Origin of the sequence: Burkholderia sp. MSMB1588, assembly GCF_001546925.1 — a bacterium.
In the GTDB taxonomy this organism is placed as follows: domain Bacteria; phylum Pseudomonadota; class Gammaproteobacteria; order Burkholderiales; family Burkholderiaceae; genus Burkholderia; species Burkholderia humptydooensis.
On the sequence record NZ_CM003770.1, the window covers coordinates 16,532 to 31,346 of the forward strand.

Sequence of the window (14,815 nt, forward strand, 5' to 3'; positions counted from 1 at the left end):
GATGCTTAGCTGAGTGTCATCGTGATCGTCTGCGACGGAACGGCGGAAAAGCCGGCCGTGTTCTGGTTGTTCGGCAGGTTGGTGTCCGTGAGGCGCGTCTCCGGCGCGCCCTGGATCATCACCTTGCTCGAGCCTTTCGCGTGCCGCGACGGCCCCGACACGGTGCCCGACGCGACGCCGCCCATCGATCCCGGCTCGTCGCTGTGCGTGACCGGAATGATCGTGTTCATGTTGTGAGCCGGCCCGCCGTTGATCAGGATGTTCGGCACGTTCGGCACGGCCTCCGGCTTGTTCGCGATGTTCGTGTACGGCATGGGAATCGCGAGGGGCGGCGTCTTGCAGACGTCGTTCCCCGGCGCGATCGCCATCCCTCCCGCAGAGCAATTTGCAAACATGATTGCCTCCTTCTAGAAACCGGGCGCGAGCGACGCTCAGCCCATGTGGATCTGGCCGGCGTCGATCTTCAGGAGCGACGCCGCCGTGACGGCCGCGCTCTTCGCGTGCATCGCCATGTGCCGCTCGGTGTGGACGACCGTGCTGCCCGCGTGCGTCGCGTCGGTGCCGCTCACGTGCGTCTGGCGCTCGGCCGCCGCCTGCGTCACCACCTGCGCGCGGCTCGCGAGCTGCGCGGCCTCGAGCGACAAACGATCGCGCGCCTCGACGCGCACGTCGCGCGCGCGAAGCGCGACGTGCGCGTCGCCGAAATCCAGCGTCACCTCGTCGTTGGTCCTGTCGTTCGCTTCATCGCTCGCGCCGCCGCGCTCGAGCACCGCGAGCACCCAGCACCGCTCGCCTTCGCGGCAGATCTGCACGAGGTCGCCCGCCCGAGGCGCGACGACGCAGCTCACCGCCTTCTTCGCGCGCAGCACGACGCCCGGGCGCAACGCGACGCGCCATTCGCCCGCCGCCGTGCGCTCGCCGTCGATGCGCGCGAGCGCCGTCGTCGCGGCGGCGTTCGCCGGCGGCGCCGACTCGCGCGCCGGCACGTCCGCGGACGCGGCGCGCGCGCTCGCATCGGCATCGCGCCCGCCGCCCTTCATGATTCGCGTCAGCGCGCGACGCGACGCCGAATCGTCGTCGCCTTCGTATGCAAGCGCGTCGTGCGCGACAGCCATTTCCCGCGTGCTCATCGTCAAACTCCTCTTGCTCCGGGTTGCACTCGCTGCCACCAGAGCCGGTCGTCGGCGCTCGTGGCTTCCTCGAAAACCGCGTCCCGCGTATCGGCCGCCGCCCACGTGTGGCGAAGCTGGCCGATCAGATTGCCGCCGCGGCAATCGGCGCCGCGCAGATCGACGCGCTCCAGATGCGCGCCGCGCGCGTCGAGCTGCTGCAATTGCGCGCCCGACAGGTTCACGCGCGTGAGCCATGCGTCGCGCAACGCGATGCGCGGCGCGCGCACGCCCTGGAGCGCGCTGTCCGCGACGCTCGCGCTGTCGAAGATCGCCTGCGGCAATTCGCTGTTCGTCACGGTCAGGCCGTTGACGCTCGCGTGATCGAAGCTCGCGATCGGCAGCCGGCTCGCATGGATCTCGCCCGTCGCCCATGTGCTGTGCGACCACGCGGCCTGCTTCAGCTCGCAGCCGTGCACGGTCATCCGTTCGATGCGCGAATCGATCCAGCGCACGTTGATCCCGCGGCATTCGACGAGCACCGCGCACTCGAAGCCGCTTTGCCCGGCGATCAGGTTCTCGAGCCCGACCGATTCGAGCCGCAGATCGGCGAGCCGGCAGCCGATCCACGACGTGTCGCTCCAGTGGCCGCCGCGCAGCGTGACGCCCGCGTAGTCGCCCGCGACGAGCGACACGTGCGCGCCGCGCACGGCGTCGAACGTCCAGGCGCCGCCCTTCGATTGCGTGCACACGACATCTTTCAGCAGGCAGCCCGTCCACGTACCGCCGTCGATCTCGCATTCGTCGAACGTCACGCGCTGCAGCGCGCTCTGCGTCCACGCGCCCGTGCGGATCCGGCTCGATTCGTGAGAGAGCTTCACGAGCTCGCAGCGATCGAAACGGTTCGCATCGAACGTGCAGTTCACGAAGCGCAGGTTCGACAGCCGGCAGCCGGTCCATTCGACGCGCTCGAAGTGGCAATCGACGAACAGCGTGTCCGCGAGCGCGACGCCCCGCTGCGGCGATGCGTAGCGCTGCCCCTCGACGATTTCGGGTAGCGGCGGCGGCGGCACCGCCGAGCGGATCTTGCTCATCACGCCCTCCTCGGCACGTCGAGCTGGCCGGCGTTCAGATTGCCTCGCCACGCGCCCGCTTCCGGAGGATGGATCCACGACGTGCGGACCCGGACGAGATTGCAGTCGCGCATCCGCGTCTGCCGCATGTCTGCGCCATAGAACATCGCCTCCTTCAGCGAGCAGCGGTCGAACGACGTGCCCGTCAGTTGCGCATGCATCACGTTCGCGCCGTCGAGCACCGTGCGGCTCCAGTGCGACTGCTGCGCATGCAGGTGCTGCGCGTTCAGTTGCATGAACGAACAGTGGTCGATTTGCACGCGGTCCGCGCGCAGCTCCTGCAGGCTCGACGACTTGAACACGCAATCGGTGAGCCGCGCGCCGTTGATCGACGTGCCGTGCGATAGCACCGCGAACGTCAGCATGCTGCGCTGCCAGATGCTCGCGGACAGGTCGGTCAGCAGGATGCTCGGCTTCGCGAGCGTGCATTGCGACACCGCGAGGCCCGCCATCCCGCACTCGACGATCGCGAGGTCGTCGGCGCGCACGCGCGTCCAGGTCCACCCCGGCGCGCTCACCTCGGACCACGACACCGAATTCCATTGGACATCCTGAACGTCGCCGCGCACGCCGCCGCGCCCCTGCACCGCCAGCATCGACCACGATCCGCCCGCAACCTTCAGATCGTCGAGCCGGCACTCGTCGAGCGAGATCCGCTCGATCTCGACGTTCAGCCACGCGCTGCGCTCGAGATTGCAGCGCTGGAGCTTGCCGCCCTTCCACCAGCCGTCGCTCATCTTCACGTCGGCGAACGAGCAATCGACCGCATGCACTTGATTGAGCCGGCAGTTCGCCCACTCGCTGCGATCGAACGTGCAGCGCTCGAAGCGCACGTCGTCGAACTTCCAGTCGTCGAAGCGCATCGACGACAGATCGGCGTCGCGAATCGTCACGTTCGCGAGCTCGGGCGTCTTCGCCTGGCGCAGCCGCGTGCGCCAGTTCTCGCCGCCGCGCGGCGCGCCCGGCAGCTTCGCGTTGCGGTTCGCTTCCTCGAACGCCGAGAGCCGCTCGCCCGCGTCGCGCGCCTCGGCCAGCTCGCGGCGGTTCTGCTCGACCCGCGCACGGACTTCTTCATAGCCGCGCGGCGCCGGGGCGAAACGCGGGTGGTCTTCCGTGTCGAGGATCATCTCCCAGGTCCAGCCCCTCGCAACGGCGGGCATCAGTTCGTGATCCGCCTGCTGCAGCGGATCGGTGCAGTTCAGATCGGCGCGCTGATCGGCGAACTTCATCAGCGCGCCGACGTCGATGCGCTCGGCGTCGTCCTTGAATGCGGTGACGAGCATCGTCGGGCTGTCGTCGAGCAGGAAGTCGAGCGCGACCGCGCCATTCCACCACAGCACGCCGATGCCGCGATCGGGCAGGAACCACGCCGTCTGCTGCTTGAACGTCAGGCGCTCGATCCCCGGCCGGCCGTTGCGCGTCACGAGCGCGACCGGCGCAATGCGCGGCAGCTCGCCCGCGAAGCCCTCGCCCTGCGGCCCGAAGCCGCTCATCTCGAAAGGCGCGCCGGGCGTCCAGCATTCGCCGCGCGCCCACTGGTCGGGCGCCGCCTGCTGGAAGAAGCGCAGATCGACGTCCGCGGGCCAGCCCATGTGCGTGCCGTCCTGCGCCATCGCGTCGACCGTGCCCGGCCGCGCCGGCATCCATTGCGTGCGCTCCGGCCAGTCGCTGCCGATCGCGCCCATCGCCGCGAGCGGCGCGGGGCCGACGCCGAACGTGCTCAGTTGCTGCAACGGCGGCGTGCCGGACGCCATGCCGAACGGGTTTTCCTGCGCGCCGCCCGCTGCCGCGTGCCGGTGATCGATCGCGATGCGCGCGTAGCCCCCCGGCGCATGCTCGTCGCCCGACTGCGCCGCGCACGAAACGATCTTGCGCACGCCGTCGAGCTCGACCCAGGCGGTCCAGTCGACGTCCCGCGAGCGAGCGAGCGGCGCGACCGCGTGCACCGAGTGGCCGGCGAGCAGCCATTCGGCGCGCTGCTTCGGCAACGCGGCCTCGTACAGCGGCAGCGAAGGCGCGGCCGCCTTCAGCGCCTCCCAGACAGCCGCTTCGTGCACGAGGATCGACGGCTGATCGAGCCGGAATCCCATCCCGACGCTGATGCCGAGCATCGGCTGCGCGCCGATCTGCGTATTGGTCGTGGCCACGAGGGCCGCTTGTGGTTTGATATGTCGCATAGGTCAGTTCTTCGTCTGCATCCCGAGCTTTTTCAGATCGACGCCCACGTCCTCGTAGCTCGCCCCCGTATACGAGAAGCTGAAGCCGGTGACCGACATCTTGCTTCCCGTCGTCGATACGCTCGAACCCGTCGTGCCCACCGAGCTGCCGGTGGCCGACATGCTCGAGCCCGTCGTGCTCACCGAGCTGCCCGTCGTCGACGTCGACGTGCCCGTGATGCTCGTCGAGCTGCCGGTGTTCGACATCGACGTGCCGGTGATGCTCGTCGAGGTGCCCGTCACCGACGTGCTCGTGCCCGTCATGCTGTTCGACGTGCCCGTGTACGACAGCGACACGCCGGTGATGCTCTGCGACTGGCCGGTCGTCGACATGCTGACGTCCTTCCACGACGACGAGATGCCCGTCATGCTGTTCGACACGCCCGTCACCGAATTGCTGGAGCCCGTCATGCTCGTCGCGACGCCGACCATCGACGTGGCGACGCCGGTGAAACTCGTGTCGACGCCCTTGAATCCGGTCGAGACGCCGGTGAAGCTCGTATCGACGCCGGTGAACGAAGTCGACACGCCGGTGAAGCTCGCGCTCACGCCAGTAAACGACGTGCTCAGGCCGGTGAAGCTCGCCGATACGCCGGTGAAGCTCACCGACAGCCCCGTGTACGACACCGAGATCCCGGTGAAGCTGACCGAGATTCCGACGACCGACGTCGACGTCCCCTTCACCGACAGGTTCAGGTCCTGCGCGATCGATGTCGAGCTGTTGCGCTCGACCGTCTGCTGCATGTCGCGCTCCGCGTGGATCATCACGCGCTCCGCGCCGCGCTGGTCGTCGAACGTGATCTGGCTTGCGTTCTGGAAGCCGCCCGCGCGCTTGATCGAGCGCGACACGAGGCCCGTGTAGCGGATGTCCTTCGGCAAGTCGTATGGCGTCGGGTTTTCGCCGTTGTAGACGATGCCCGTCGCGAGCGGCCGGTCGAGATCGCCGTCGACATACGTGACGAGCACTTCCTGCCCGACCCGCGGCATCGCGATCACGCCCCAGCCCTTGCCCGCCCATGCCTGCGACACGCGAATCCAGCACGACGCATCGGCCTCGGTCGTCTTGTAGCGGTCCCAATGGAAGTGCACGCGGATGCGCCCGAGCTTGTCGGTATGCACCTCCGACATCTCCGGCCCCACCACCGTCGCGCTCTGGAGACCCGACACGCGCGGCCGCCTGGTGACGAGCAGCGGCCGGAACGGCTGATCGTCGGCGAGCGCGCGGAACTTGACCGCGACGTTGCGCCCCTGCGACGTACTATCCGGTCCGTCCTGAATGAACGTCAGCTCGCTGTTCGTCACGTAGTACCGCCAATTGCGGCCCAGCGCCGGATGTCCGATCAGCGTGAACGCCCGGCCCGTCGCCAGCGCGCGCGCGTTCGCCTCGCCCACCAGCGTGTGCGATTCCGCCTGAAGCGCTTCGAGCCGCAGGCGCGCGAGACGCTCGCCCTCCTCCGGGTCCCGATAGCCCGTGGCGTAGTCGTAGTATTCGAGCGGAATCCCCTCGAGATTCGGCGGCGACTCCTGCCGCGCATCGCTATCGAGCTTGTTCGACGGCGCGTGATAGTCGAAGTCGCGCAGCGCAACGTTGTTCGACTTGATCCGCCGCGTGCGCTGCAACCGCTGCACGCCTTCGCGCCCCTGGATCGCTCGCGATTCCTCGCCGTCCGGCAAGTATTCGAGCTCATCGTTCGGCAGCGGCAAATCCTCGAACCGCTGCGTATCCGAGATCACGACGACGTGACGGTCCTGCTCGTGCTCGACCCGGAAATAGATCCCTTCGTCCTCCAGCAACCGCTTCACGAAGTTCAGATCCGTTTCCTGGAACTGCACGCAGTACTCGCGCGGCTCGTACGCGCCTTCCAGCTCGAACCGATAACCGTTGCGCTGGTGCCCCTGAAACACCTGCTCGACGATCTGCGGCACGCTCACGTTCTGGAAGATCCGGCTGTTGCGGTTCTCCGCAAGAAATGACAACCAGCTCCTCAGTTCCAGCGTGTACGTGTACTGCCCGCTCATCTGCCCCGTGTCATAACCGCCGAACACGTGCGTGTTGAACGTGCGCACATCGCCTCCGCCCAGATCGATGTCCGCCGACAGCGTCGAGCCGAGCAGCGCGTCGAAATCCAGATCCGGGTCGTGGCTCAGCAGGTCGAGCTGATACGTCGGCTCCTGCGACAGGCTCTCGTGCACCACGAAGCTCAGCGCCACCGCGTCCGGGTCCAGCAGGGAACTACGCAATTCGATCAGACGCATGGCCGCCCTCCGATCGTCCCGGCATCCGCGGATGCAAACGCCGCGCGCAGCGAGCCGTTCCCGTCAGGCGACGCGGCCGAAGCAACCGCTTGTGAATGAATATCGCTCATAGGATCAACTCTTCACTTGCATGCCGACCTTCTTCAGGTCGATGCCGGTATCCGAATAGCTGACGCCGGTGTACGAGAAGCTGAAGCCTGTCGTCGACACGCTGCTGCCCGTCGTCGATACGCTCGATCCTGTCGTGCTGACCGAGCTGCCCGTCGTCGACACGCTCGACCCGGTGACGCTCGTCGAGCTGCCCGTCGTCGACATCGACGTGCCCGTGATGCTCGTCGAGCTGCCGGTGTTCGACATCGACGTGCCGGTGATGCTCGTCGAGCTGCCCGTCACCGACGTGCTCGTGCCCGTCATGCTGTTCGACGTGCCCGTGTACGACAGCGACACGCCGGTGATGCTCTGTGACTGGCCGGTCGTCGACATGCTGACGTCGGTCCACGACGACGAGATGCCCGTCATGCTGTTCGACACGCCCGTCACCGAATTGCTGGAACCGGTGATGCTCGTGCTCACGCCGGTAAGCGAAGTCGATACGCCCTTGAAGCTCGTGTCGACGCCGGTGAACGAGGTCGAGACGCCCTTGAAGCTCGTATCGACGCCAGTGAACGAAGTCGACACGCCGGTGAAGCTCGCGCTCACGCCGGTAAACGACGTGCTCAGGCCGGTGAAGCTCGCCGATACGCCGGTGAAGCTCACCGACAGCCCCGTGTACGACACCGAGATTCCGGTGAAGCTGACCGAGATTCCGACGACCGATGTCGACGTCCCCTTCACCGACAGGTTCAGGTCCTGCGCGATCGATGTCGAGCTGTTGCGCTCGACCGTCTGCTGCATGTCGCGCTCCGCATGGATCATCACGCGCTCCGCGCCGCGCTGGTCGTCGAACGTGATCTGGCTTGCGTTCTGGAAGCCGCCCGCGCGCTTGATCGAGCGCGACACGAGGCCCGTGTAGCGGATGTCCTTCGGCAAGTCGTATGGCGTCGGGTTTTCGCCGTTGTAGACGATGCCCGTCGCGAGCGGCCGGTCGAGATCGCCGTCGACATACGTGACGAGCACTTCCTGCCCGACCCGCGGCATCGCGATCACGCCCCAGCCCTTGCCCGCCCATGCCTGCGACACGCGAATCCAGCACGACGCATCGGCCTCGGTCGTCTTGTAGCGGTCCCAATGGAAGTGCACGCGGATGCGCCCGAGCTTGTCGGTATGCACCTCCGACATCTCCGGCCCCACCACCGTCGCGCTCTGGATGCCCGGCACTTCGGGGCGCGGCGTCGTCAACAGCGGCCGATACGGCTGATCGTCGGCGAGCGCGCGGAACTTGACCGCGACGTTGCGCCCCTGCGACGTACTATCCGGTCCGTCCTGAATGAACGTCAGCTCGCTGTTCGTCACGTAGTACCGCCGATTGCGGCCCAGCGCCGGATGCCCGATCAGCGTGAACGCCCGGCCCGTCGCCAGCGCGCGCGCGTTCGCCTCGCCCACCAGCGTGTGCGATTCCGCCTGAAGCGCTTCGAGCCGCAGGCGCGCGAGACGCTCGCCCTGATCCGGGTCCCGATAGCCCGTGGCGTAGTCGTAGTATTCGAGCGGAATCCCCTCGAGATTCGGCGGCGACTCCTGCCGCGCATCGCTATCGAGCTTGTTCGACGGCGCGTGATAGTCGAAGTCGCGCAGCGCAACGTTGTTCGACTTGATCCGCCGCGTGCGCTGCAACCGCTGCACGCCTTCGCGCCCCTGGATCGCTCGCGATTCCTCGCCGTCCGGCAAGTATTCGAGCTCATCGTTCGGCAGCGGCAAATCCTCGAACCGCTGCGTATCCGAGATCACGACGACGTGACGGTCCTGCTCGTGCTCGACCCGGAAATAGATCCCTTCGTCCTCCAGCAACCGCTTCACGAAGTTCAGATCCGTTTCCTGGAACTGCACGCAGTACTCGCGTGGCTCGTACGCGCCTTCCAGCTCGAACCGATAACCGTTGCGCTGGTGCCCCTGAAACACCTGCTCGACGATCTGCGGCACGCTCACGTTCTGGAAGATCCGGCTGTTGCGGTTCTCCGCAAGAAATGACAACCAGCTCCTCAGTTCCAGCGTGTACGTGTACTGCCCGCTCATCTGCCCCGTGTCGTAACCGCCGAACACGTGCGTGTTGAACGTGCGCACATCGCCTCCGCCCAGATCGATGTCCGCCGACAGCGTCGAGCCGAGCAGCGCGTCGAAATCCAGATCCGGGTCGTGGCTCAGCAGGTCGAGCTGATACGTCGGCTCCTGCGACAGGCTCTCGTGCACCACGAAGCTCAGCGCCACCGCGTCCGGGTCCAGCAGGGAACTACGCAGTTCGATCAGACGCATGACGGTTCTCCCGTCGTGCCGGCGTTCGCCGAGGTCGTTTCGTCGGACCGATGCGCGTCGGCCTGAGGTTCGTCGCCCGCATCGGCACGCGCGCCGCCGATCGCTTCATGCGCGTCATGCGACTCGGGGGTGCCATGCGCATCTTCGTGCGCGTCGCGCGCTTGCGCTGCAGCGGCTGCCTCGCGCGCCGCCGCATCCGCCTGCTCGCCGAGCGCCGCGGCATCCGTGCCGCTCAGCTCCCACGCGTCCTCGTCGAACACGAGCGACAGCTTCTCGTGCGCGGCGAGCCGCACCGTCTTCAGCGCGCGCCCTTCCGCCCGCGCGGCGAGCACGCCGCGCGCGACGGCCGGCATCACGTGCTGGCGCAGCAGGTCGCGCACCGCGCGGCCGTTCGCCGGATGCTGCGACACCGCGTGCGCGACCCACGACGCGACGCCTTCGTCCGCGCGCCATTGCAGATCGTTCTCGGCCAGGCGCTCGCCGAGCTCGTCGAGCGCCTGCGTCGCGACGCCGGTCAGTGCGTCGACGTCGAGCGGGCGGAACGCGACGAGCTGGATCCGCGCGAGCAGCGCGGGCGAGAAGCGCCCTTGCAGCCGCTCGCCGACGAGCTTGTCGAGCTTCGCCTGCGAAATCCGCGGATCGGCTTTGCACGCCGCTTCGATCTCGACGTCGCCGAGATTGCTCGTCAGCAGGATCAGGCAGTTGCGGAAGCTGATCCGGCGGCCTTCGCCGTCCTCCATCCAGCCCTGATCGAAGACTTGATAGAACACCTCATGAATGTCCGGATGCGCGCGATCGAATTCGTCGAGCAGCAGCACGCTATACGGCTTCTTGCGCACCGCCTCGGTCAGGCGCCCGCCCTTGCCGTAGCCGACGTATCCGGGCGGCGCGCCCTTGAGCGTGGACACCGTGTGCGCTTCCTGGAATTCGTTCATGTTGAACTGCAACAGGTTGCGCTCGCCGCCGAACAACAGCTCGGCGAGCTTCGCGGCCGCCTGGCTCTTGCCGGTGCCGGTCGGGCCGGCGAGCAGCATCACGCCGAGCGGCCGGCGCGGATCGTTGAGCCCCGAGTGCGACACCTGCAGCGCCTGCGCGATCGAGCGCATCGCGCCCGTCTGCCCGTGAATGCCCGCGTTCAGCGCGCCCTCGAGCTCGACGACGCGCTGCGCGTCGTCCTGCGCGAGCTGCGCGACGGGCACGCCCGTCCATTCGGCGAGCACCTCCGACACGACGTGCTCGTCGACCCACGGACGCACCCAGCGATTCGCGCCGATGCGCGCGGCGAACGAATCGCCGTCGCCGTCGCTATCGGCCGACACATGCGTTTCGTCGTTCAGGCGCGCGAGCCACGACCGCACTTCGTCGCGCTGCGCGCCGACCACCGTCTCGAGCGTCGACGCCTGCTGCACGAGGCTCGCGCGGCGGCCTTCGAGCCCGGCTTCGTCGCCCGGCGTGCGCACGCCCATCCGGCGGTCGCTCGCGCGCCAATCGAGCGTCTGGCCGATCGCGAACGCCTGATGCCGCAAACGCTCGAGCTCGGCGGGCGCGCAGTTCTGGCTCATCGCAACGCGCGCGCACGCGGTGTCGAGCAGACTGATCGCCTTGTCCGGCAGTTGCCGCGCGGGCAGATAGCGGCGCGACAGCTCGACCGCACCGCGCAGCGCCGAATCGACGATGCGCACGCCGTGATGCGCGGCGAAGCGCGGCGCGATCGTGCGCAGCATGTCGACCGCCGCGTCGTCGCCCGGCTCGTCGACGGGAACCGCCTGGAAGCGCCGCACGAGCGCGGCGTCCGGCTCGATGTACTGCTTGTATTCGGACCACGTCGTCGCGGCGACCATCCGCAGTTGGCCGCGCGCGAGCATCGGCTTGATCAGGTTCGCCGCGTCGCCCGTGCCGGCCGCGCCACCCGCGCCGATCAGCGTGTGCGTCTCGTCGCAGAACAGGATGATCGGAGCGGGCGACGCAATCACCGCGTCGATCAGCGATTTCAGCCGCTGCTCGAACTCGCCGCGCACGCCCGCGCCCGCCTGCATCCGCGCGAGATCGAGCGCCCATACCTGCGCGCCGATGAGGCCCGGCGGCACTGCGCCCGCATGGATCTTCTGCGCGAGCGCCTCGACGACGGCCGTCTTGCCGACGCCCGCCTCACCGACGAGGATCGGGTTGTTCTGCCGGCGGCGCGACAGGATGTCGATCACCGTGCGCAATTCGTCGTCGCGGCCGACGACGGGATCGAGCTCGCCGCGCGCGGCCTGCTCGGTCACGCACGTCGCCCATTTCGCGAGCGCGTCGCTCGCGCCTTCGGCGCCGGCTTCGCCCGCATGCTCGCCGAGCGCGCCGCCGCCGGCCGCGGCGGGCGCTTCGTCGGTCTCCGGCCAGCCGGCCGCGAGCGCCTCGTAGCGCTTCACCACTTCGTCGAGCGCGACCGACGTGATGCCGCTCGGCACGCGCTGCTGCAGCCAGCGGCGCGTCAGATCCTCGTCGAGCCACGCGAGCAGCAGGTGGCCGGAGCGCACCTTGGCCGCGCGCGCCGCGATCTGGCTCCAGATGACGGCCGGCCCGACGCTGCGCTCGAGCGAGCTGGAGATGTCGCGCAGCGAGTCGCCGCTGACGTCGAAGCCGTCGAGCGCCTTCTCCATCCGGCGCTTCGCTTCGCCGACATCGCTGCCGAACTGCTCGAACAGCCGGGCGAGATCGCTCTGCTCGCGCTGCAGCAGGCACAGCGCCCAGTGATCGAGATCGATGAAGGCGTGCCGACGGGATCGGCCTAGCGCCGTCGCATCGACGAGGGCCGCATAGGTCGTGCGGCCGAGACAGTTGAATATGCGTTCGCGATTCACGTCTAGTCCCGAAAAGATTCAAAGACAGTCAAGGTGCGCAGCGCCCGATTCGGCCGTGACCACGCGTCGACGCCGACGCGCATGCACCCAACCCTTCCTGCGAGCTCAGGGCGCGTCCACACCTGAACCTTGATGACGGGGTAAATTCGTCCGTCGACGAAATCCGTCACGACCGCGGACAGCGCCATCACGGCGGCCGCGCGGCGTTGCCACCGGTAGAACTCGTCGGCCTCGATCGGACCGACGACGATCTCGACCGAGTGCTGCACATCCCAGATCCGCGCGCCGAGCCGCCATCCGCCGAGCCGCCGCGCGCGGCTCGGCGCGGCCGGCACCGGCACCCAGCGGCCGTGGCGCGGCACGACCCGCAGCGCGACGCCGAAGTACGCGCACAGCAGCCGCTGCAGATCGGCGAGCGAGCGGCGCGGCGCGCAGTAGATGCCCGGAAACGCGCGCCGGCATGCAAGCGCGTGCTGCTCGAACGGCTCGCCGTCGCCCTGCTGCGCGCGACGCGCATCGGCGAGCGCCGTCACGCGCTCGACGAACGGATTGCGCGCGCGCTCGTAGCCGAGCACCGGATGCATCGACGACCACGCCGAGTAATGCAGCCATGCGAGATCGCCGCACGCGACGTTGACGAAGCGCTCGAACGCCGCGTTGCGCTCGAAGCGCTTCTCCTGCATCGCGTGCTCGGTCACGTGCAACGGCAGCGGCCCGTACGGCGCGAACAGCCCGAAGTGACGCTGGGCCACCGTGACCTGCGGGTGGTCGTCGTCCTCGATGAAGCGCGCGAGCGCCACGTGCACGCGCTCGACTTCCGTGCTCGCGAAATGCATCTCCGCCGGCTGCTCGATGCGCAGCCACTTCGGCATCCGGCGCCTGCGCGCCGAGCGCTTGTCGTGCCTGCGCTGCAGCGCTTCGACCCGCCGCATCAGCTCGAAGAACGTGCGGCGCGGCGTCAGCGCCTGGGTCACGCGCTCGAGCGTCGTCATGCGAGCCTCCCGTCGCGCGACGCGACGTTCGTGTGCGTGCTCGCCGCTTCGCCGTCGAGCCGCACGACGATCTCGATGCCGTCGTTGAGCGTCGCGGCCTCGGCGAGCGCGTGCGCGAGCAGCCGCCCGAACAGCCAGCCGCCGCGATCCGCGTGCAGCGATTCGGCGATGTCGATCTCGACCTGCGTCGCGCGCACGAGCGCGGTCGGCGTCGCGCGGCCCGCCGCGACGAAGCGCGAGCGCAGCAGGACCGAGCGCAGGCTCTCGAGCCGCTGACGGTCGAGCGCGTCGTCCTTGTCGATCGCGAGCAGCAACTGCTCGACGATGCGCGCCGTCACGTCCTGCTGCGGTGCGCGCAGCGCGAGCGGATTGCGGCCGACGTGCGACACGGCCTCCCAGCACGCGTCGATGCTCGGCTTGCCGCGCGGCGCGCTCGCCGGCCACAGGCACTCGATGCGCTTCACCGCCGTCGGATCGAGCAGTTGCAGCTCGGCGTCGAGCAGCCCGCTCGGACGCCAGTCGCGATCGGCCACGAGCGCGCGGCCCGTGATCGTCGCGACGTCGTCCGGGGCGAGCGTGTCGTCGACCATCGAGACGGCGATCAGGTCGTGGCTTGCGAGCGGATCGAACCGATCACGCCGCACGCCGTCGACAAGCAGCGCGTCCTCGCGCCGCATGCCGTAGCGGATCGAGCCTTCATGCCCTTCGTAGCCCGCCGTCTCGAGCACTGAGCGCGCGCGATGCGCGCGGCCGTTGGTCTCGCACACGAACACCTCGGTCAGCGCCCACAGGTGATGCGCGGCGGGCCGCATCCGGTCGACGGGAATCCACTGCTCGGGCTGATTCGCGTCGTACGGCACCGGATCGAAACGTTTGGAATACAGATTGATCGCCGGCGTAGCGAACAGGCGAAACTGGCTTGCGTCGACGTCGCCGACCAGATCGCCCGGCGCGTCGCGCAACGCGAAGAACAGCTCGAACGCGCGCGCGGACGGCGCCTTCGCGGCGATCTCCGCCAGTGCGTCGACGTAGACGCCGAGCAGACGCGTCGGCTGCGCGAAGTACTCGCGCAACAGCCGCAGGCCGGGCAACCCGCCGAACTCCTCCGGCAGCAGCGCCTCCGCGTCGTCAACGCCGGACAGCCGGATGCCCGACATCGGCAGCGTCAACACCTCGTCGCCGCGGTTCGTCGACACGAGCGCGTACCACGCGGTCGTGTCGGCGAGCATCGCGCGATGCAGCGCATACGCGCGCGGCAGATCGCCCGCGAGGCTCAGGTGCAGCGGCTTGAATCCGTCATCCTCGCGTGAGAGCTCCGCGATCGACGCGCCGCCCTCGACCTCGAACCTGAAGCGCAGCACCGCGTGCGACGACGCAAGCCGCTGCGCGAGCAGCGCCGGCAGCCCGGTGATGCTGCGTCTGCACTCGACCGACGCGATGCGCAGCGGCAGCAGCGTGACGTCGCGCGCGGTCGAGAACATCACCGGCAGCTTGCGGCCCGGCAGGTGCGCGGCAACGAGCGAGCCGCGCGGCAGCGTGTTGCCGCGAAACGCGTCAGGCGAGCCGAGATCCGGATGGAACGCGAACGTCGAGATCGCGGGCGTCGACGCCATATAGAGCGGACAGATGCGCCCGAGCGCCTGCTGCGCGAACTCCGCGCACTCGCGATCGAGCCGCTTCTGCACGCGCGCCGACAGATACGCGACGCCCTCGAGCAGCCGCTCGACGAACGGATCAGTGACCGCATCGGGATGCAGCCCGAGCGCCGACGCAACCTGCGGGTGCTCCTTGGAGAAGCGCGCGCCCGCATCGCGCAGTTGGCGCAATTCGTCGTTGTAGTGATCGAGGAAATTCATCGCC

Annotated in this window: 9 protein-coding genes; all 9 read right to left on the bottom strand. The window is 68.5% G+C overall.

Features of this window, described 5'->3' with window-relative positions:
• Nucleotides 1-5: 5 nt before the first annotated feature.
• Complete coding sequence (locus tag WS92_RS00070) at nt 6-395, bottom strand: DUF4150 domain-containing protein (RefSeq protein WP_009914464.1); 390 nt, start codon at nt 393-395, stop codon at nt 6-8.
• Nucleotides 396-431: 36 nt separating this feature from the next.
• Nucleotides 432-1,130 carry a DUF3540 domain-containing protein gene (locus WS92_RS00075; RefSeq protein ID WP_059931559.1) on the bottom strand — a complete coding sequence of 233 codons (699 nt, stop codon included), beginning with the start codon at nt 1,128-1,130 and terminating at the stop codon, nt 432-434.
• A gap of 2 nt (nt 1,131-1,132) precedes the next feature.
• Nucleotides 1,133-2,203: a pentapeptide repeat-containing protein gene (locus tag WS92_RS00080; RefSeq protein ID WP_015602998.1), complete on the bottom strand. Its 1,071-nt coding sequence runs from the start codon at nt 2,201-2,203 to the stop codon at nt 1,133-1,135.
• A complete protein-coding gene (locus WS92_RS00085; RefSeq protein WP_059931557.1) occupies nt 2,203-4,419 on the bottom strand; it encodes a DUF2169 family type VI secretion system accessory protein in 2,217 nt (738 codons plus the stop codon). Before WS92_RS00085 ends, WS92_RS00080 begins: the two co-directional genes overlap by 1 nt.
• A gap of 3 nt (nt 4,420-4,422) precedes the next feature.
• Nucleotides 4,423-6,714: a type VI secretion system Vgr family protein gene (gene vgrG / locus WS92_RS00090; RefSeq protein WP_061083793.1), complete on the bottom strand. Its 2,292-nt coding sequence runs from the start codon at nt 6,712-6,714 to the stop codon at nt 4,423-4,425.
• Nucleotides 6,715-6,828: 114 nt separating this feature from the next.
• Nucleotides 6,829-9,120: a type VI secretion system Vgr family protein gene (gene vgrG / locus WS92_RS00095; protein ID WP_061083794.1), complete on the bottom strand. Its 2,292-nt coding sequence runs from the start codon at nt 9,118-9,120 to the stop codon at nt 6,829-6,831.
• Nucleotides 9,111-11,963, bottom strand: a complete 2,853-nt coding sequence (gene tssH / locus WS92_RS00100; RefSeq protein WP_059931550.1) for a type VI secretion system ATPase TssH — start codon at nt 11,961-11,963, stop codon at nt 9,111-9,113. The genes vgrG (WS92_RS00095) and tssH overlap by 10 nt, the downstream gene beginning before the upstream one ends.
• Before the next feature lie 2 nt (nt 11,964-11,965).
• Entirely contained in the window at nt 11,966-12,955 is a 990-nt protein-coding gene (gene tssG, locus WS92_RS00105) for a type VI secretion system baseplate subunit TssG (RefSeq protein WP_015603404.1), read from the bottom strand.
• Nucleotides 12,952-14,811, bottom strand: a complete 1,860-nt coding sequence (gene tssF / locus WS92_RS00110) for a type VI secretion system baseplate subunit TssF (protein ID WP_059931548.1) — start codon at nt 14,809-14,811, stop codon at nt 12,952-12,954. The genes tssG and tssF overlap by 4 nt, the downstream gene beginning before the upstream one ends.
• Nucleotides 14,812-14,815: the final 4 nt, after the last annotated feature.

What these genes read in the sequence shown, in the direction of transcription:
- tssG (WP_015603404.1), bottom strand. Translation starts at nt 12,955, where the DNA reads ATGACGACGCTCGAGCGCGTGACCCAGGCGCTGACGCCGCGCCGCACG.
- WS92_RS00085 (WP_059931557.1), bottom strand. Translation starts at nt 4,419, where the DNA reads ATGCGACATATCAAACCACAAGCGGCCCTCGTGGCCACGACCAATACG.
- WS92_RS00075 (WP_059931559.1), bottom strand. Translation starts at nt 1,130, where the DNA reads ATGAGCACGCGGGAAATGGCTGTCGCGCACGACGCGCTTGCATACGAA.
- WS92_RS00080 (WP_015602998.1), bottom strand. Translation starts at nt 2,203, where the DNA reads ATGAGCAAGATCCGCTCGGCGGTGCCGCCGCCGCCGCTACCCGAAATC.
- WS92_RS00070 (WP_009914464.1), bottom strand. Translation starts at nt 395, where the DNA reads ATGTTTGCAAATTGCTCTGCGGGAGGGATGGCGATCGCGCCGGGGAAC.
- vgrG (WP_061083794.1), bottom strand. Translation starts at nt 9,120, where the DNA reads ATGCGTCTGATCGAACTGCGTAGTTCCCTGCTGGACCCGGACGCGGTG.
- vgrG (WP_061083793.1), bottom strand. Translation starts at nt 6,714, where the DNA reads ATGCGTCTGATCGAATTGCGTAGTTCCCTGCTGGACCCGGACGCGGTG.
- tssF (WP_059931548.1), bottom strand. Translation starts at nt 14,811, where the DNA reads ATGAATTTCCTCGATCACTACAACGACGAATTGCGCCAACTGCGCGAT.